This window comes from Bacillus sp. JHAA (assembly GCF_036961585.1).
Taxonomy (GTDB): Bacteria; Bacillota; Bacilli; order Bacillales; family Bacillaceae; genus Bacillus; species Bacillus velezensis.
The window spans coordinates 22848-40207 of record NZ_JBAMDE010000005.1; the positions used below are offsets into that span (position 1 = coordinate 22848).

General features: G+C 43.4%; 17 protein-coding genes, 1 pseudogene and 1 riboswitch. Of the genes and pseudogenes, 8 read left to right on the forward strand and 10 right to left on the reverse strand.

Annotation, left to right across the window (positions count from 1 at the left end):
• Positions 1-45 precede the first annotated feature (45 nt).
• Positions 46-948 (forward strand): LysR family transcriptional regulator, encoded by a 903-nt coding sequence (locus tag V7728_RS12525; RefSeq protein WP_082998582.1) that lies wholly within the window; start codon positions 46-48, stop codon positions 946-948.
• Between the two features lie 60 nt (positions 949-1008).
• Here the strand turns inward: V7728_RS12525 and proB are convergent, their stop codons facing one another.
• The 3 genes from proB to rtp all read right to left on the reverse strand — a co-directional run bounded on the left by proB (position 1009) and on the right by rtp (position 3545).
• Positions 1009-2127, reverse strand: a complete 1119-nt coding sequence (proB, locus tag V7728_RS12530; protein ID WP_046702310.1) for a glutamate 5-kinase — start codon at positions 2125-2127, stop codon at positions 1009-1011.
• A gap of 24 nt (positions 2128-2151) precedes the next feature.
• The gene (gene proC, locus V7728_RS12535; protein WP_007407345.1) at positions 2152-3000 is read right to left on the reverse strand and encodes a pyrroline-5-carboxylate reductase; all 849 of its coding nucleotides are present in this window, start codon (positions 2998-3000) and stop codon (positions 2152-2154) included.
• 176 nt (positions 3001-3176) lie between these two features.
• Positions 3177-3545, reverse strand: a complete 369-nt coding sequence (rtp, locus tag V7728_RS12540; protein ID WP_003153833.1) for a replication termination protein — start codon at positions 3543-3545, stop codon at positions 3177-3179.
• Between the two features lie 431 nt (positions 3546-3976).
• On the opposite strand from rtp, the gene V7728_RS12545 reads away from it, so the two are divergent.
• On the forward strand, positions 3977-4405 hold the full coding sequence (locus V7728_RS12545) for a GNAT family N-acetyltransferase (protein WP_082998583.1): 429 nt from the start codon (positions 3977-3979) through the stop codon (positions 4403-4405).
• A 524-nt stretch (positions 4406-4929) separates the two neighbouring features.
• On the opposite strand, the gene V7728_RS12550 is transcribed toward V7728_RS12545, so the two are convergent.
• A complete protein-coding gene (locus tag V7728_RS12550) occupies positions 4930-5646 on the reverse strand; it encodes a 3-ketoacyl-ACP reductase (protein ID WP_007407344.1) in 717 nt (238 codons plus the stop codon).
• 129 nt (positions 5647-5775) lie between these two features.
• On the opposite strand from V7728_RS12550, the gene V7728_RS12555 reads away from it, so the two are divergent.
• Positions 5776-6081 (forward strand): hypothetical protein, encoded by a 306-nt coding sequence (locus V7728_RS12555; protein WP_012117722.1) that lies wholly within the window; start codon positions 5776-5778, stop codon positions 6079-6081.
• A 65-nt stretch (positions 6082-6146) separates the two neighbouring features.
• Positions 6147-6908: a hypothetical protein gene (locus V7728_RS12560; protein ID WP_043021803.1), complete on the forward strand. Its 762-nt coding sequence runs from the start codon at positions 6147-6149 to the stop codon at positions 6906-6908.
• Positions 6909-6940: 32 nt separating this feature from the next.
• Here the strand turns inward: V7728_RS12560 and V7728_RS12565 are convergent, their stop codons facing one another.
• From V7728_RS12565 to V7728_RS12575, 3 genes are read right to left on the reverse strand one after another with little or no spacing between them, the layout of a single operon-like run.
• A complete protein-coding gene (locus V7728_RS12565; protein ID WP_076425201.1) occupies positions 6941-8188 on the reverse strand; it encodes an RbtT/DalT/CsbX family MFS transporter in 1248 nt (415 codons plus the stop codon).
• Positions 8189-8235: 47 nt separating this feature from the next.
• Positions 8236-9702, reverse strand: a complete 1467-nt coding sequence (locus V7728_RS12570; RefSeq protein ID WP_082998584.1) for an FGGY-family carbohydrate kinase — start codon at positions 9700-9702, stop codon at positions 8236-8238.
• A complete protein-coding gene (locus V7728_RS12575) occupies positions 9695-10711 on the reverse strand; it encodes a 2-hydroxyacid dehydrogenase (RefSeq protein ID WP_099566829.1) in 1017 nt (338 codons plus the stop codon). Before V7728_RS12575 ends, V7728_RS12570 begins: the two co-directional genes overlap by 8 nt.
• A 121-nt stretch (positions 10712-10832) precedes the next feature.
• Positions 10833-10925, reverse strand: a riboswitch (SAM riboswitch).
• Between the two features lie 147 nt (positions 10926-11072).
• On the opposite strand from V7728_RS12575, the gene V7728_RS12580 reads away from it, so the two are divergent.
• Both V7728_RS12580 and V7728_RS12585 read left to right on the forward strand, forming a co-directional pair.
• Positions 11073-13136: a molybdopterin oxidoreductase family protein gene (locus V7728_RS12580; protein WP_099566830.1), complete on the forward strand. Its 2064-nt coding sequence runs from the start codon at positions 11073-11075 to the stop codon at positions 13134-13136.
• A 141-nt stretch (positions 13137-13277) separates the two neighbouring features.
• Positions 13278-13503: pseudogene (locus V7728_RS12585) on the forward strand (hypothetical protein).
• Between the two features lie 43 nt (positions 13504-13546).
• On the opposite strand, the gene V7728_RS12590 reads toward V7728_RS12585, so the two are convergent.
• Positions 13547-13771 carry a hypothetical protein gene (locus tag V7728_RS12590; RefSeq protein WP_099566831.1) on the reverse strand — a complete coding sequence of 75 codons (225 nt, stop codon included), beginning with the start codon at positions 13769-13771 and terminating at the stop codon, positions 13547-13549.
• Positions 13772-13969: 198 nt separating this feature from the next.
• Here V7728_RS12590 and V7728_RS12595 point away from each other — a divergent pair, with 198 nt between their 5' ends.
• Positions 13970-14548 (forward strand): MarR family winged helix-turn-helix transcriptional regulator, encoded by a 579-nt coding sequence (locus V7728_RS12595; protein WP_052827535.1) that lies wholly within the window; start codon positions 13970-13972, stop codon positions 14546-14548.
• Positions 14541-14822, forward strand: coding sequence for a hypothetical protein (locus tag V7728_RS12600; RefSeq protein WP_061581688.1), 282 nt, complete (start codon positions 14541-14543; stop codon positions 14820-14822). The genes V7728_RS12595 and V7728_RS12600 overlap by 8 nt, the downstream gene beginning before the upstream one ends.
• A 39-nt stretch (positions 14823-14861) precedes the next feature.
• Here V7728_RS12600 and V7728_RS12605 read toward each other — a convergent pair whose 3' ends face one another.
• Together V7728_RS12605 and V7728_RS12610 are read right to left on the reverse strand one after the other, a co-directional pair.
• Complete coding sequence (locus V7728_RS12605) at positions 14862-15326, reverse strand: SMI1/KNR4 family protein (RefSeq protein ID WP_076425208.1); 465 nt, start codon at positions 15324-15326, stop codon at positions 14862-14864.
• A gap of 13 nt (positions 15327-15339) precedes the next feature.
• Positions 15340-17139 (reverse strand): T7SS effector LXG polymorphic toxin, encoded by a 1800-nt coding sequence (locus V7728_RS12610; RefSeq protein WP_099566832.1) that lies wholly within the window; start codon positions 17137-17139, stop codon positions 15340-15342.
• Positions 17140-17360: the final 221 nt, after the last annotated feature.

A 17360-nucleotide genomic window follows, 5' to 3' on the forward strand; every position in this document is an offset into this window, starting at 1 on the left:
TTAGATCAAATACATCTCAAAATGAGATAGATAGGTGTGAACGCAATGGAATTACGCCAGCTTCGGTATTTTGTGGAGGTAGCAGAACGGGAACATGTGTCAGAAGCGGCTGATCATCTGCATGTCGCACAATCCGCCATCAGCAGGCAGATTGCAAATCTTGAAGAAGAGCTGCAAGTCACTTTATTTGAACGGGAAGGCAGAAATATTAAATTAACGCCGATCGGCAAACAATTTTTAGAACATATTAAAACGGCGATGAAAGCAATTGATTACGCGAAGGAACAAATCGATGAATATCTTGATCCGAATCGCGGAACCGTCAAAATAGGATTTCCGACGAGCCTTGCAAGCCAGCTTTTGCCGACGGTGATTTCGGCGTTTAAAGAGGAATACCCGAACGTTGAGTTTTTGCTCCGCCAGGGTTCTTATAAGTTTTTAATCGAAGCGGTAAGAAACAGGGATATAGATGCGGCGCTGCTCGGCCCCGTTCCGACGGAATTCCCCGACATAACAGGCAATATCTTATTCACGGAAAAGATTTACGCGCTTGTTCCGCTGCATCATCCGCTTGCCAAACAGAAAAATATTCATTTAATTGATCTGCGCGGCGACCAATTTGTTTTATTTCCTGAAGGGTTTATTCTCCGTAACATGGCGATTGACGCTTGCAGACAGGCCGGCTTTGCGCCGCTTGTATCGACGGAAGGCGAGGATTTAGATGCCATTAAAGGATTAGTCTCCGCGGGGATGGGAGTTACTTTATTACCTGAAAGCACCTTTGCAGAAACCACACCCCGGTTCACGGTCAAAATTCCGATTGAATTTCCTCAAGTGAAGCGCACCGTAGGCATTATTAAACCAAAAGGAAGGGAACTGGCTCCGTCTGCAAATGATTTCTATCATTTTGTCATTCAATTTTTCTCCAAACTTGAACAATATCAATAAAAAACAAACCCGAGCTTCAAAACGAAGCCTCGGGCTTTTTCATATTTTTATAGATCTTTCTCAGCCGATCGGAATGGATAGTTCAACGTGGCAGACAAACGCTTCCGGATCAATGACTGATTGATCGGTCTGTTTGGGCGGCGTTTCTTTAAATGTCTTCAGCTGGGCTGAGGAATAGTTGACGATGCCGAGTCCGAGCTCTTCTCCCTGCTGATCAAGCAGCCTGACAACCGCTCCGCTGCTGAATCTGCCCTTAATCTGCTCGATGTCCTGCGGTGACAGCTCCATATTTCCGTTTGCGACATCGCGGCTGCTTTCTTTTTCCATCACAATTTCGCCTTCGGGGCCGGAATTAAATGCAAGCCATTGTTCTTTGTGGTTTAACGGCAGGGTTCCTTTCGCTTCAAAATAAGTTCCTTCAGCCGCCTCATCTACCGCTTGAAGCAGAATGTCCGGAATGTTAGCCTGCCCGAGAAAGCCTTTAATACCGGAGGCCATCACAATTTTAAAAGCATCCAGTTTCGAACGCATTCCGCCGGTTCCCATGTCACTCCCGGCATCTCCCGCGCTTGCTTCTATTTCCGGAGTGATGTCACTTACATGACGGATTCTTTTCGCTTTCGGGTTGCTGCGCGGATTATCATCATATAAACCGTCAATGTCTGATAAAATCACAAGCATGTCGGCATCAATTAAACCTGCCACCTTCGCTGCGAGTGTATCGTTATCTCCGAATTTCAGCCGGTTGACTGTGACCGTGTCATTTTCATTAATAATCGGAATAATGCCCCGTTCCAAAAGGACGTTCATCGTATTGCGCACATTATGGTAGCGGTATTCATCGGAAAAGTCGCTTCTTGTAATTAAAATTTGTGATGCGACATAACCGTGCGCTAAAAACAGCTTTGAATAAGCCTCCATTAATAATCCCTGCCCGATGGAAGCAGAAGCCTGTTTTTCAGGGAGGCTTTCCGGTTTCTGAATAAATCCGAGCTTCCGATAACCTGCCGCCACTGCGCCGGAAGATACTAAAATCACTTCATAGCCGCTGTCTTTCAGCTGTGCGATTTGATCCACCAATGCTTCCAGCTTTCTTCTGCTGATTTCCCCGTGCAGGCTCGTCAGTGAGCTGCTGCCGATTTTCACCGCGACTCTTTTGATCTTCGTCCGAGACGTCACTGTATCACTCCTGTTTTTTAACGATTATAGTGCTGCCGTTTTTTCAATTGTTTTGCTGATCTCAATAGAACGTTCGGTCGCGTGTTTAATGGCTTTGGCAATGGCTTCTCCGCCGCCTTCTGACCTGAGCGCATCGAGGCCGGCTTCCGTCGTGCCGTTTGGAGAGGTGATGTTTTCCCGAAGCACATCCGGTTTTTCACCCGTTTCCATCAGCATTTTAGCGGCGCCCAATAACGTTTGCGCGCCGATTTTGCGGGACAGCCGTTTGTCTAAGCCGGCTTCTTCACCTGCTTTTTCAATAAACTCCATTAAATAATAAAAGTACGCCGGTCCGCTGCCTGCGATGCCGGTGAAAATGTCCATCTGATCTTCCTTGATCACGTACACTTCCCCGAGGCATTCCAAAAGGGATACCGCGGTTTTTGCTGAACCGTAAGAGACATGGTCTCCGAAAGCCGCAGCTGTTGCCGATTCGCCGATCATGCTGGATGTGTTCGGCATCACTCTTACAACCGGCTGATTATCATGTAATGATTGTTGTATAAATGAGGTTGTTATGCCTGCCAGAACAGACAGGATGATTTGATGAGGTTGAATACGCCGTTTCAGCGCAGCCAGAGCGATTTCAGCATCCTTCGGTTTCATGGCTAAAATAAAGACATCAATGTCTTCGGTTTTCATGCTGTCAAAAGCAATGCCCTGAATACCGTATTGATGTTCCAATTCAGCGAGTCGCTCTGTATTGCGGCGGTTTGTCACGCAGATGTTTTGGTTGGGAATTTTTTTTGCGCGGACCATGCCTGATATCATTCCTTCAGCCATTGATCCTGCTCCGATAAAAGCAACTTTCTTTTGATCTAAGATCGGTAACATCTCCCTTGTTCGTATTTTGTTCGTATTTTTCACACGTTTTTTATGTTACCACTTCAAGAGTCGATGTCAAGTTTGAAGGTTTTATTGATATGTATTGTTCCGAGCCTGCTATTATGTATAATGAATCACAGAACATACCTTTTGAGCCCGGGAGGCCGGGTGCGTTCCGGCCGGATTTAAAAATTATCTGAAATGGCTTTTTCTATCAGCTTTTTGCAGCGGTCAAGCTCTGTCTTCAGCTGTTTTTTGTAAAGCTTCGCAGCTTCATAGTCTTTAAATTGATAGAGAACGACTTCCTGGAGTTTGGCTCCCTCTTTTTTCACTTTTACTTGCTTTAAAATCCCGTCATCCAATAGTTCGTGAAGTGAACGGTACACCTCGGTATGATTCGGCTTAAAACCGATGGGTTTAAATTCCGAACGCAGCACCTCGAGAAGCTTCAGTCCGTAAAGCCGTTCCTGCTCTGTCATTGTAATCATGTAAAGCTTTAAAAAAGCTCTTTGTTTCACTAAAAAACCGGTTGAACTTCTTTTTTCTTCTTTCAATATGTGCACACCCTTTCCTCTAACAAATAATTCCATGTACTAAATATTCTCTATAGATGCCCTTTTCCCTTTTTATATGCTGTATCAGTTTTATTTGTATCTTGTTGTTTTTATGGATAGAGGGAAAAATTGAATAAATGAACATTTGGTACATAGTTTATTTAGTATAATTATAACATGTTTGTGCCGATATTTCATTCTTCCGTTCAGGGGTAGTACCACATCACTATCAAGTTAAAAAACAAAATACCCCCTAAAATGAAAAAATACTGTAAAGTAATAATAAAGATTTGATATTATAATCAAATTATCGAAATGTTTATTTGGAGGTTTTATTAATGAACATTTTAAGTTCTTGGTTATATAACATGAAAATCATAAAATACTTATTGGGAAGGAGTTGATAATTTAAAACTAAAGGAGAGATATTAATGATATATAGAAAAGCAAATCAGAAAGATTATGATACAATTTTGAATATATGGGAAGAGTCGGTTTTAGCTACTCATCATTTTTTAAGAGATACCGATAGAGAAGAGTTTAAAAAAGAAATACCCTCATATTTCCCACATCTTAATGTCCAGTTATGGTATGAGAAAGAAGATTTAATTGGCTTTTCTGCTATAAATAAACAACACTTAGAAATGTTATTCTTAAAACCTAATAAAATAGGTAAAGGATACGGTAAAGCTATTATTAATTCTTTAATTAAAGACTTTGATATTACAACAGTTGATGTAAATAAAGACAATAAGAGTGCAACTAAATTCTATATTAATAATGGCTTTTTTATAGAAAGTGAAACGGAAACAGATTCTTCTGGACGTCCATACCCTATACTAGAGCTAAAGTTAAAATAAGGTAAAGGTGAAAATCCTCCCTTACCTTTGATTTTTGCACTAAACTGCACGTTAGTCCAATAAGAATTAAATATTTGGCGGTGTACGCAGGTGAAAAAATTGCTATACATTGTGCCATCACCAAGTTAGATATCTACTTAGAATTGTAGTGATTATAGTAAAAATAAAAACAACAGGATAATCATAAATGTATGTTATCCAACGTTTTTTATATTATCGCAGGATTGAATGTTTATATTATTAATTGTAATTTCCAAAGTTCCCAAAGCGTCTTTTGGGAACTTTATTTGCTTAACGTTGTAAATCCGCATTTTTCTGACGCTACCCCAATTATAACTTATTTTAATCTTGATATTTCCTTATTTCGGGTTGTGACAGCTTCGCTGGTACTCCCCCGTTCACGGAAATTCAGAAGACGAATCTTTTGATCTATTAACATTCCCTTCAAAAGATAATCAGAAGCGCCGATGGACCGTTTCGAATGGAATAAAAAAGACCCGTCATGAAGACAGGTCCCCTTTTGTTTAAGGATTGGTTGACCACAAACCGGCAGTTTTGATGAAAATGCGCGGATGTAATTTCAATTGAGCAACCATATATTCTGCAAGATCCTCAGGCTGCATGACTTTTTCCGGATTGCCGTCTGTCAGATTTAATTCAATAGACATGTCGCTGGCAACCGTGCTCGGAGTCATTGCGCTGACACGGATGTTGTGTTTTCTGACTTCCTGCATGAGAGATTCAGTCAGACCGAGAACGGCAAATTTAGAAGCGCTGTACGCACTTGTCGCCGCGGCGCCTCTTTGGCCCGCCGTAGAAGAAATATTAATGATATCTCCTGATTTTCTCTCAATCATTTCAGGAAGAACGGCGCGTGTCACGTGGTATACACCCATTACATTAACTTGAATGATGTCTTCCCACTCTTCAGGCGTAAGATCCAAAAATCCGCCGAATTTGCTGATTCCGGCATTGTTAATCAAGATGTCAATCTCACCGAGTTCTTCTTTAATAGAGGAGACGGCTTGTTCAACCTCTTTTTGGTTTTTTACATCGGCAGCAGCGAATGATGCCTTTACACCAAGGGCTTTCACTTCTTCCGCAACCTTTTCGACATTTGCTTCTGTGCGCCCGATTAAACCGATATTGACTCCTTCTTTGGCTAAAGCGATAGCGGCGGCGCGGCCGATTCCTCTGCCCGCACCCGTGATAAGAGCCGTTTTGTTTTGTAAGCTTTCCACGTCTTTCACCCTTTCTGAATGTCCTTATGTACGATTTCACATTATAAGCAGAAAAAAAACAATTAGCAAATAAAATGATTCAACACGATCCGTAAAGGGTATCAACTGAAAAAAAGGAGTGAAAAGCAGATGATCATCATTTTGTATATCAGTGCTGCCGTTGCGGCTGCCGCATTAATTTATGCAGCCGTATCCGCCGTGCATTTTAAAAGAAACACAGCGCCTGATATAAAGAAGATTAACGCCGCGACAGCGTCCATGCAGACGGCCGTTGATGAAATCAAAACAGAAACCGATCTGTTATCGCAAAAGCAGAAAGAGCTGAAAGAAGATTTTCTCACTAAAAAAACAGCCGTGCAAACGACGGCGGCCGAAGTTAAAGGAACGCCTCACGTCCTGAAGATGCTCTGGAACGCCGGTAAAAGTGATGTATGAGCCTGCATGTCATCCGACGTTTTTGATGACACTAAGAGAAACCGGCGGATTCAAGGAGGCATAACATGATTTGCGATCGTGAGCGGCTTGCGCATTTTTTGCAGCAGCTTAAAGCACTACCTTCTTCGGGAGGGTTTACAAAATCGGATTTGCTGACTCCGGCTTTCCATTTAGCTAAGGACGGAGATCTGGATTTGTATTATTCGCCTCATAATGAATATATTAACCCTTATGCAGTCGTTGCCATTTCCGGAATCACACCCGGTTTTTTTCAAATGCAGCTGGCTTACAAAAAAGCGGCACAGCTTTTAAAAGATGGCGAAACTCTTGAAACGATAGCCTATGAAACAAAAAAAGCGGCCGGACTTTCCGGTTCAATGAGACAGAACATCATCGAAATGCTTAATGAATGCGGTCTGCCGGCCGCGCTTCACGTTGAGGATTCATCCCGGTTATTTGATTCAAAACGGGAGCTTCTTCATACAACGTCCGTTATCAAACACCCTGTTTTTTATAAACAGAAAAACTATACGGGACATCGGCCGGCAATCAGCAGGTCAGCTCTTCTAAGCCGTTACGCGCTGACATGTTTTCCGGATGAAATAGAAATGATGAAAAAGGACATTCTGCTTATCCCTCTCGGCAAAGCAGCAGAATCAGCCTGCCGCATGCTGAAGAAGAACGGCAGAATGGGTCATGCGGTCATTCTGGAAGGCTTCCCGCATCCGTCCGGAGCAAACGGACATCGTTTCAAACAATTTCACGAAAACAAACAATCGTTACGTGAACAAATTCAGCGCTTTGCCGGGTTTCTTCAGCAGCTGTAAAAAAAGCGCCCCGAATTTTCGGGGCGCTGCTGTTAAGAAGCGTATTCAGGCAATGCTTTATTGTGTTTTGCCGTTTTCTCTTCAGGTATTTTGATTTGATTGGTCAAGATTGCACTTACGAAATAGAGCGCTGCGAAAATCCATACAACGCCTTGTGCGCCGACAAGCCCGATGAACGCCCAGGCAAGCGCGGGGCCGACAAATGCCGACAGGCCCGCAGCCAGATTTAACACAGACATGGCAGCACCTTTATCGCTGCCGGCCGCCGTCGGCACGATAGCCCCGATCGGAACGAATCCGGCGAGGAGCCCTCCCCATATAAAACCGACAATGCTGACGAAAAGCAAGTTCCCATGTGATACAACAGGAGCATAATATAATAAAAGAGTAAAAATGCCGCAGCCCACTCCCCCGAACCACATGACAGTCTTCTTCCAGCCGAATGCATCGCCGACTGCGCCGAAGATTAAGTTAAAGACGATATTTCCGAGAAAGATCGTTCCCCAAATTTGAAGCCATACATTTGTAGAAATGCCGTGCTGCGCCATATGCATCGGAAGAAATACCGGAAATCCGTATGTACCGATGCTGTTAATGATCCGAATGATCCCCCCAGAGAGCACGCGCGGATTTTCAGCAAGGATGGTGATTCCCTTCATTAATTCCTGCGCCTTTTCCCGCTTATCTGCCTTTTTCTTTTCAAAGCGGTCCCTATTTAAAATCAAAGCAAAAAACGCGCCGAGGCAGACCCAGAAAATTGAACTCCACAGTGTATTCAAATAGCCGAAGGATTTGATGGCCCAGCTTGAATACCAAGCACCGAATACAAACATCCCGCAGCAATATGCAATCCAGAACCAGCCGACCGCCGTACTGAGCCTGTTTTTCGGCGACCGGTAAATCACCCATGTCAAAAAAGAATAGGCAAACAGCGGATAACCCAGCCCTTTAATAAAATACGTGACATACATCACCGGCAAATTAAGATTTTCAAATCCGTATGCGATAAACGCGGCTGTTCCGATAACGTAAAACAACAGCCCCATAAACATCGTCCGCTTTGCGCCGAAGGCTTCGAGGCAGACCCCTGAAAACCAAGACGCCACAGCGAGAGAAACACCGTAAACCGTAAACAGGGCTGCTGATTGCTGTACCGTCAAGCCGTTTTCAACTAAAAACGGGCTGAGCCAGCCTTGTTCAAGGCCGTCCCCCATCATAAACAGCACGACTCCTAAAAATCCCCATGCGAGCTGTTTCGGAATTCCTATTTTATTAAGCATTTTTGTTCCTCCTCAGCAATCTTTCATGTTGTCATCTCATCCCCAAGTCAGGCTTTCACCGCCGGCTGAAAATGAGTAAATAATTTTTGCGTATATTTCCATTCTTCATATAGGAAGAGATCCGTCTGATCCGCTTCCGGCTCAATTACCTTTGTGCGGCTCGAAAGCTCTGCTTTCACACCGAGAGCTTCGTTGCAAATCATCGCCGCTCCCATTGCGGATGCCTGGCTGAACCCCTCTCTCTTATAGATTTTCTTTTGGAGAAGGTTAGCAAGAAACTGCGTCAAAGCATCACTTTGGAAACCGCCGCCGCACACCTTCACATCATCTTGTGAAAAGGAAGCCACCTCTGTTAACGCCTCATAGTTCCATTTGATTGAAAAAGCGATTTCCAGCAGTGCGGCTTTGACAAAATGGGCTCTGCTTAAGTTTTGGGACAGCGGAGCGTCAAAAATAAATCCGCCTTTTGCCAGTGCGTTTTTCTCAGGCGATAAATAGGAGCCTAACGCAGAAATACAGGCATGATCATGTTTCGGCAGACTTGCGATTTCCCGTTCCATAACGCCGTAGGATTCATTCGGATAAAAAATGGATTTTAATTTTTGATAATTGAGTCCTGTTACACCCGGATTCGTTTCAAGAAGCCATTGACCTTCTTCTGTATGGCAATTCAGCCATGCATTCTTTAAACTTTCGGTTCCGGTCTCCGCTGTTATCTTTGTAATCGGCGTCGTCGTGCCGGATACGATGACGATATCTCCCGGCTTTGCATCTGCACTTTTGATGGCAAGCTGTGTGTCTCCCCCGCCTGCAATCACAGGCACTCTTTCAGAAAGGCCGAGAACCGCCGCTTTCTTAAACGTTAACATTCCGACAACCGTCCCAGATCGGACGAGTGAAGGAAGAATGGCAGAAGGCACACCGAAGATGTTGCATAATTTCTCTGACCACGCCTTTTTCCTTACGTCAAACAGCAGTGTTTCAGCAGCCTGTGACGGTTCATAGCTTAAAATACCGCTCAGCTCAAATGTCACCCAGTCACTGATGCTTGTGATGTACTTCACTTCTTTCCATAAAGACGGCTGTCTGGCTTTTAATCCGACAAGTTTCATGGCGGAAAATAAAGCGCTCGGAAGACGTCCGGTTTGCTGATGCACTTCTTCTTTTGTCTCAATCCCGTCTTCCCATTCACGGCCTCTGTTATCAATGTTGGGCAAACCGAGAAATGCCTTTTTACCTTTATTGATCAGAACAATTCCCTGCCTCTGGCTTGTTGAGGTGATTCCGATTAATGTAATATGTGGGCTTTTGGCAATAACCTTCCTTGCCATAGCGCTGATTTGCTTCCATATCCCTTCCGGTGAGAAATATCGTCCGTCCGGATAAAGCGGATCCGTCACATATTCAATGTCTTCCCTTTCAAGCGCGGTCACTTCGCCGCCGGCAGTCACGACCGCGACTCGCGCATTCCCCGTCCCGATATCAAATACAAGGTAGCCTTTTTGTTCAGCCATTACAGCCTCCTCCTTCCGTTTCAAGTTCTCTTTTGTTATAAAGTTCACGTATTGAGCAGGTTTGATCTTGTTTCCATTTGAAAAGCGCTTCATTTAAAATCTTCACATGATGATCTTCCACTTCAAATGTTGCGCCCGCTAAATGGGGAGTCGCTAACACATTCGGCAAAGAGATCAATTCATAATCAGAAGATTCAGGCGGTTCGTGATAAAACACGTCAAGGATCGCTCCCTTAATCCGCCCTTCTTTCAGCACCCGCAGCAGCTCTTCCCTGTCTGTAACCGCCGCTCTTGACGTATTGACAAAAACAGCTTCCTGTTTCATCAATTGAAAGTGCCGGGCGCCGATAAGGCCGATGGTTTCTTCTGTGCGCGGCAAGTGAACGGAAACAATATCACTTTCAGAAAATACCCGTTCAATCGTCGTTTTTTCATACTCCCGGTTTTCATGATGGACAAATGGGTCATAGTAAAGCACCCTGCAGTCAAAAGCGGCCAATAACCGGGCGATTCTCTGTCCGACAGCTCCGAAACCGATAAGGCCGACTGTTTTCCCCGTCAGCTCATTTCCTCTGAATTTGACATAAGCCTGCAAATAATCACCATTCCACTTCCCGTCCTTCAGCCACTGATGGGAAGAATACGTATGACGCAAAAATGAAATCACATTTCCGATAAACATTTCAGCAACAGCCTGGGCATTGCGGGCCGGTGTAAAGAAAACGGGGATTTTTCTTTTAGTCGCCGCCGCAATATCCACGTTAGACGGCATTCCTCTGCAGACACCGATAAAAGCGGAATCGGGCAATATGTCAATAACACGCTCAGACACCTCATCAAGTTCAGTAATAAGCCCCGACGCGTTTGTCTCTTGAATCATTCGGATTAATTCATCTTCCCGATAGGCCCGGCCGTGCTTCTTCCACGGCCGGTGCACAGTCCGGCCGAACAGCTCAGTCAGCTCTTTCAGCCCCTCGTCGTGATATGGTGCGGTAATTAAAACCGTCATGGTGCAAAACATCCTTTTCACATAAATTTTTTCATAAAAAAATCTCTTTCCCCAAAGAAGGAAAGAGATTCATATACCGTCTTTATGCGCTTGAAGCGCACAAATATGTATAGATCATTCTTTCCTATCTTTCAAGCATACGCTTGCTGGAATTGGCACAATAAATGTTGCCGAGGTTTCGTAGGGCCAGTCCCTCCACCTCTCTGGATAGAAAATAAAATGATGAAATTGTCAGGCTGTTTAAAAGAATAAACTCATCATAGAAAAGTCTTTCCATGATGTCAACACTTTTTTTCTGAATTGACGTTCGATTTTGAAATGTTATAATGCTTACAATATAAACAAAGAGGAGAAATGGGCTATGAATTCTGCTGCAACACAGCCGAACGGGGTCTTTAAGTCGGTATGCTCACTAGACTGTCCCGATCAATGCGGCTTGCTTGTGACAAAAAAAGACGGAAAAATCGTTAACATTCAGGGAGACCCCGATCACCCGGTCACATCAGGGAATATTTGCAACAAAGTCAGACACATGGCTGAGCGCATTTATGATGAAAAGCGCGTAACCGTTCCGTTAAAACGGATCGGTAAAAAAGGTGAAGCCGCGTTTGCGCCTATTTCCTGGGAGGAAGCGATCAATACGATCAGTGCGCGCTGGAAAGAGCTTATTGCCGAAGAAGGAGCGGAAAGCATTCTTCCGTACAGCTTTTACGGCAATATGGGAAAACTGGCGGCAGAGGGAATGGACCGCCGTTTTTTCCATCGTCTCGGAGCGAGTCATCTCGAACGGACGATCTGCAGCAAAGCCGGTTCTGAAGGCTATAACTATACAATGGGAGAAGGAGCGGGTACTGATCCGGAGGAGACCATACATGCAAAGCTCTTTATTTTTTGGGGGATCAATGCCGTCAGCACGAATATGCACCAAGTCATGATTGCTCAAAAAGCCCGGAAAAAAGGGGCTAAAATTGTCGTTATCGATGTACATAAGAACCAAACCGGCCGGCTTGCCGATTGGTTTATTCCCATTCGCCCCGGCACAGATGCCGCACTCGCCCTCGGTATCATGCATGTCTTATTCGACGAAAACCTTCACGATGAAGCATTTCTCACAGAATACACCGAAGGCAGTGACGAATTAAAAGCGCATGTCAAACACTATGATCCGGAAACGGTTTCTGCTATTACAGGCGTTAAAGCCGACGATATCAGACGCCTTGCGAGAATGTACGGGGAAACCTCCCCTTCCCTTATCAGGATCGGAAACGGCATTCAGCACCATGACAATGGCGGAATGATCGTCCGCACCGTTGCCTGCCTTCCGGCTGTTACAGGACAGTGGCTCAACACCGGAGGAGGCGCAATCAAGCATAACAGCGCGGTATTAAACTATAACAGACAAGCGCTCCAGCGGCCTGATCTGCTTTACGGCAGGAAGCCACGATCATTTAATATGAACAGGCTCGGAAGCGTTCTTTTAGAAACAAAACCGCCCGTGCGCTCCCTGTTTATTTACGGTACGAATCCCGCAGTGGTTGCGCCGGAAGCGAATAAAGTCAGAAAAGGCCTGATGCGGGAGGATTTATTTACAGTCGTTCACGATCTGTTTTTAACGGAAACCGCCAAATATGCGGATATCGTGCTCCCTGCTGCATCCGCTTTTGAAAACACGGATTTTTACACGTCTTACTGGCATCATTTTATTCAGCTGCAAAAACCGGTGATCGAACCCTACGGGGACAGCAAATCGAATACGGAAGTGTTCCGTTTGCTTGCCGGAGCAATGGGATTTACCGAGCAGGAGCTTCAGGATTCCGATGAAGAATTGATCAGACAGGCGCTGGACTTTCCCGACAATCCGTATATCGAGGATATTGATTACGAAGCGCTCTCACGCCATTCCTTCATGAAAGCCAAACGGAAAAAACCGCTTTTTCCGGGAAAGCTCAAGACACCGAGCGGAAGAATTGAATTATATTCGGAAAAGATGAAACAAGACGGTTATCCGGCGCTGCCGACACATATCCCTCTTGAAAGCGATGACGATTTTCCGCTTTTATTTGTCCCGGGACCGAATCATAATTTTTTAAACTCGACATTTTCGAATAACGAAAGACACGTAAAACTGGAAAAAGCGCCAAAGCTTTTTATTCATACAGAGGATGCTGTACGCCGGAACATAGAAGACGGGGAAACCGTTAGAGTTTGGAATCACCGCGGCGAGTGTGAATTAACAGTTTCAGTCGGCGAACAGGTGCTTCCCGGCGTTGCAGTCAGCCAAGGTCTTTGGGCCGATATGGATGATAAAAAACAGCTCGTCAATTCGCTCACGCCCGATCGGCTGGCGGATATGGGCGGAGGCGCTGTTTTCTTCTCCGGAAAGGTGCAGGTGGAAAAGCTCAGCAATCAAAACCGTCCGCAATAAACGCCGGGCGGTTTTGATGAAGGCTGAATCCTTTCGGCCGGCTTCAACGTATAAAAAGTGATAACGTTTATTGGAGGTTTGCTGTATGGATATCATACCGGCATCGGAATCGCTTTAGCCGGATATTTCATAGGAGACGGATTGAAAAACTTTAAATCACCTGATCCTCATGAACACACTGACCACATTCTCATTAAAGAAAAAGATCTGCACTTCTATATTGGTTATTATTTAGGAGTTACGAAGGAAGAAGCAAAACAAATTGCCCGACACCTCTGACATTCCGCATATCACGAGAAACGGAAAGCGGTATGTACAGAAAACTGCATTAAGAGAATGGCTGACTTCCATGCTGGAAAAAGAATAACAGCTGCCATGAAAAGCGGGAAGAGTTTTTCTCTTCCCGTTTATTAAGATTCGCCGCCCTGCCTCTCTTCAACCCCAAACATACGATAGATATCATTCTTACGTAACGAAACATCCCCTTCTTTAGATTTCAAATAAAACCCTTTCTTATATAACCGTATGACTTCCTCATATGTAAGCTCATGACGAAGGAGCGCCATTAAACGCCCGTCTTTTTCATCTTGTTTATTGAACCATTCATACTGTTCTGACCAGTTCACTTTCTGCATGTCAAACACCTTCTCACTTTGGATTAATGCCCTTTTCGCATTCTTTTACTTATTACCCCTTCTGTAAACATTCCGATTACCTGTGACATTTTTGAAAACAGCCGTAACCCCTCCCATTAGTCACCATGTTGACTTGTTTCTCATTTCGTTGTATATTATAATTGTCAACATGGTGACAATTCAGATAGGAGATACCTTATGGATATTAATTTATTAATGAAGGAACTGCATGTTATGCAACAAAGTTACGCATCATTATTTTCGGTTGTCAATAAAGTGCAGGCTCGGGGGGACGAATACTTAGAAATGTTGACTTCCCGACAGCACATGACTCTTATTGCTATTGCCCATTTACCGACGGAAGATACCACACTTATGAATATCGCTAAAAAGCTGGGCACAACAAAACAAACCGCTAACAAATTAATTTCAAGCCTCGCGAAAAAAGGATATGTTCACACTGTGCCAAGCAAACTGGATAAACGTGCAATCAATATTGAGATTACCGCTGAAGGAAAAAAAGCGTTAATTTCCTGTTCAGAAAAATCCACCTATTTTTTAGCGGATATGTTTCATGACTTCACAACTGATGAAATTGAAACATTCTGGAGGCTATTGCAAAAACTTTATCGTTTTGATGGTGAAGAACAGGATGGTTTTGAAGAAAAAGCACATTTGAAAGTTGAAGATCAGGCACAATTCATCTCAGATGACTATGAAGAAAAAATCATGACTGAATTTTCAAAACGGCGATATGGGAGTGCAGACGATGAATAATATGCTTTATCGAAAAGTAAAAGAAACAGAGGATAAAATGAAGGAAAAATGCTATGAGCTGAAAGATAAAATTGATCAATTTATTTCTCATACTAAATACAAAATTCATTGCAACCGTAAACTGGACCGAGCCGGCAATTATATATCAATTGCCATTGGACTCTTTATCCTAACTGCCTCATGGCTGACCGCAACACAATGGCTGCTTTGGATAGGCGCGGCGAGTATTTTGAGTAATGCCTGCTTGCTCATTATAAAGCCTGTTAAAAATTGAAAATCTGAAAAAAGCTCTCTAAAAGAGAGCTTTCTTTTATTAATCGTCCCAGTCTTCATCTTCTTCCCAGTTTTCTTTCATCTCATGAAGTCTTTCATAAAAGAACTTTATAAAATGGGCAGAATTAAGTTCTTTATAGCCACCGAATTCACTCCAAATAACAACTGGACATTCTCCTTCACTGTTGATTTTATTGGTATCTAAACAATACCCAAAAAAATCAACATGTTCTATGACTACTAAGCCACTTGGCAATCCCCTATATTCATGATATTCCCTGGTTGTTTCTACAACTGAAGCACCGCCAAAATCATAGCCTAATAAATCGATTCCATAAACCCCGCCAGAACCATATTTTCTAAGAAACCATTTGTAGCTATCTGGCAACGTGACTTGAAGATCTTGCTCAATTTTTAAAATTTTATCTTCTCCAATCCCACCCGTAAAATCTTTTTCTTTTGCATTATCAGCTATGAATTCTTTTACTTTTAAATAAAAATCCATGGTTTATAACCCCTTATTCTTTCTCATATTGTTTTGCTCTCCACTTCCAATACCTTGTCTTAAAGTTATTGTACTGTTTCTCCAGGTAAACATCATTCCGGAAGCTTTCTCCATTACCTTTAAGGCCATGTATTACGTCGCTATACTTTGTATGTAAACTATTAGGTATCTCAAGCAACGGTCCACTTTCTTCTTGTATGAGGTGATGTAAGTTAATCTGTGTTCCGTCTTTAGCATAAGGAGACTTACCATCTTTCATTAATTCCAGGTTGGTTTTTCCTTTTGGAGTTTTTTGATTAATATCAATGTCCTTTAAGGTATAGACTCTACGGCTTACATCTCTAATTTGTCCTTTAACTTTTACTTTGCCGTCTATTTCAACAGCACCATACTTTTCTTTATTTAACCAAGGAAGGTTTATTTCTTGACCAGTAAACGGCTTTCTCGTTCCATCCGGGATTTTCTTTGCATTGGTCAAAAGTTCATTTTTAAGGTTTTGGCTGTCAACCACATTGTATGGTACGTCACCCGACAGAGCAAGCTTATACTTAGGATTATACGGAAGCAAATCTGGAATCTTGACGTCCTTAATTCTCTTCCCTGCCTGTCCTGCCTTGTTTATGACCTTCCCCGCCGCATCAGCTTTGTTAACGGCTCCTGCGCCTTTCGTTCCGACGACAGCCACAGCTGCTGAACCAATTGCATATGTCACCCATCTTGATCTGGAGTAAGCATCTCCATTTACCATATCCTTTTGATACGATTCCTCGATTGCTGCTGAAACAGCATCATATGTTTTAACAGGATGAAGTACTGCATTCCCCAGTGCTGACAAGGTTTCCCCCGGATCGGTTATGAAGTCCCATAGACCGGTTACCGTGTCTTTCCCGACATCATATAAACCAACGCCAGCTCCTTTTAAAATATCCCAAGTCACTTCTCCGGCTTCTTCCATCTGTTTTGCTTGTTCAAGCTGAATGACATATTGCTGCTGAGAAGGTTCAAAGTTTTCATAGCCGATCTTCTTCGCAATTTCCAAATATTCATCCGGATCGGTCACACCGTCAGCGAGCTTTTTCTTCAGATCCTTGATTTCCCGCTCTTTTGCTTCTTCCTTCTTAAACGTTAAATATGTGTCTGAGTGTCTTGCAATCTCGCCTTTTTTCTTATGTATGTCACTTTCCCTGTACGCCTTGGCGTTATAGTGAAGCGGAGTGGCGTTTTTCCCTTTGCCTGTTGCGTTTTGGAGCTGCTGAAAATCGGCCTGGATGAAATGTTCATTTGCCTCGGTTTCTGCGTATTCTTTCGTTAGATTGTGATCAAGCTTTCCGAGCTTATGTATGGTATCGTCCCGTTTTTTGTCTGCTGATTCCAGCTTTTGATCGACATCTTCTGTAGAGAAAACATCAAGATGAATGATATCTCTGATTTCATCAAGGATACCTTTCATTTCATTGCGCTGCTCCTGCATGATGGCTTGTGATTTATTCTTCGCATGGATCAGCTCGTGTTCTAAAAAGGACTCTTCCACAAACGAATCGGCCAATCCGGCATCAGCTACTTTTCCTGAAATACTGTTAAGAAAAGCAATTTTCATATCGATCAGATCAAGCCAGCTGTCTGTGACACCAGCGTGATCTTGGAAGAATGCTTTGATGTTATCAGCACCTTTACCTGAAAACTCACTGTCATCTAAATCAGCCATTCCCTGAAAAGCTTTCCTGAGATTGATAAATTGGTCTCTAACCTGATCATATTCTTTTGCTCGTTTCTCCGCTGCTGAGATTAACGAGGATGCTTCAAATACTTTCATTTACGGCTCCTTTCTGCTTCTTTCCGTCTAAATTTTACCATAGGATATAAGATTAGATGAATCTCTTGCATTTGTCGAACTGCTTTATTCAAGATCATAAAATTTCAAAGAAAACCTTACACGAAGGAATCTGGGATCGGCAAAACAAAGCCAGATATAACATATATTAAAAAATCTCTTGCATTTCTACACCCGCCATGCTATATTGATATAGCGATGAG

Excerpts from the sequence above, each read along its gene's own strand:
- proC (WP_007407345.1), bottom strand. The coding sequence starts at position 3,000 with ATGTTACCGATCTTAGATCAAAAGAAAGTTGCTTTTATCGGAGCAGGA.
- V7728_RS12555 (WP_012117722.1), top strand. The coding sequence starts at position 5,776 with ATGATCATCATTTTGTATATCAGTGCTGCCGTTGCGGCTGCCGCATTA.
- V7728_RS12525 (WP_082998582.1), top strand. The coding sequence starts at position 46 with ATGGAATTACGCCAGCTTCGGTATTTTGTGGAGGTAGCAGAACGGGAA.
- V7728_RS12595 (WP_052827535.1), top strand. The coding sequence starts at position 13,970 with ATGGATATTAATTTATTAATGAAGGAACTGCATGTTATGCAACAAAGT.
- V7728_RS12560 (WP_043021803.1), top strand. The coding sequence starts at position 6,147 with ATGATTTGCGATCGTGAGCGGCTTGCGCATTTTTTGCAGCAGCTTAAA.
- V7728_RS12610 (WP_099566832.1), bottom strand. The coding sequence starts at position 17,139 with ATGAAAGTATTTGAAGCATCCTCGTTAATCTCAGCAGCGGAGAAACGA.
- V7728_RS12605 (WP_076425208.1), bottom strand. The coding sequence starts at position 15,326 with ATGGATTTTTATTTAAAAGTAAAAGAATTCATAGCTGATAATGCAAAA.
- V7728_RS12570 (WP_082998584.1), bottom strand. The coding sequence starts at position 9,702 with ATGGCTGAACAAAAAGGCTACCTTGTATTTGATATCGGGACGGGGAAT.
- V7728_RS12545 (WP_082998583.1), top strand. The coding sequence starts at position 3,977 with ATGATATATAGAAAAGCAAATCAGAAAGATTATGATACAATTTTGAAT.
- V7728_RS12580 (WP_099566830.1), top strand. The coding sequence starts at position 11,073 with ATGAATTCTGCTGCAACACAGCCGAACGGGGTCTTTAAGTCGGTATGC.
- V7728_RS12565 (WP_076425201.1), bottom strand. The coding sequence starts at position 8,188 with ATGCTTAATAAAATAGGAATTCCGAAACAGCTCGCATGGGGATTTTTA.
- V7728_RS12600 (WP_061581688.1), top strand. The coding sequence starts at position 14,541 with ATGAATAATATGCTTTATCGAAAAGTAAAAGAAACAGAGGATAAAATG.
- V7728_RS12590 (WP_099566831.1), bottom strand. The coding sequence starts at position 13,771 with ATGCAGAAAGTGAACTGGTCAGAACAGTATGAATGGTTCAATAAACAA.
- V7728_RS12575 (WP_099566829.1), bottom strand. The coding sequence starts at position 10,711 with ATGACGGTTTTAATTACCGCACCATATCACGACGAGGGGCTGAAAGAG.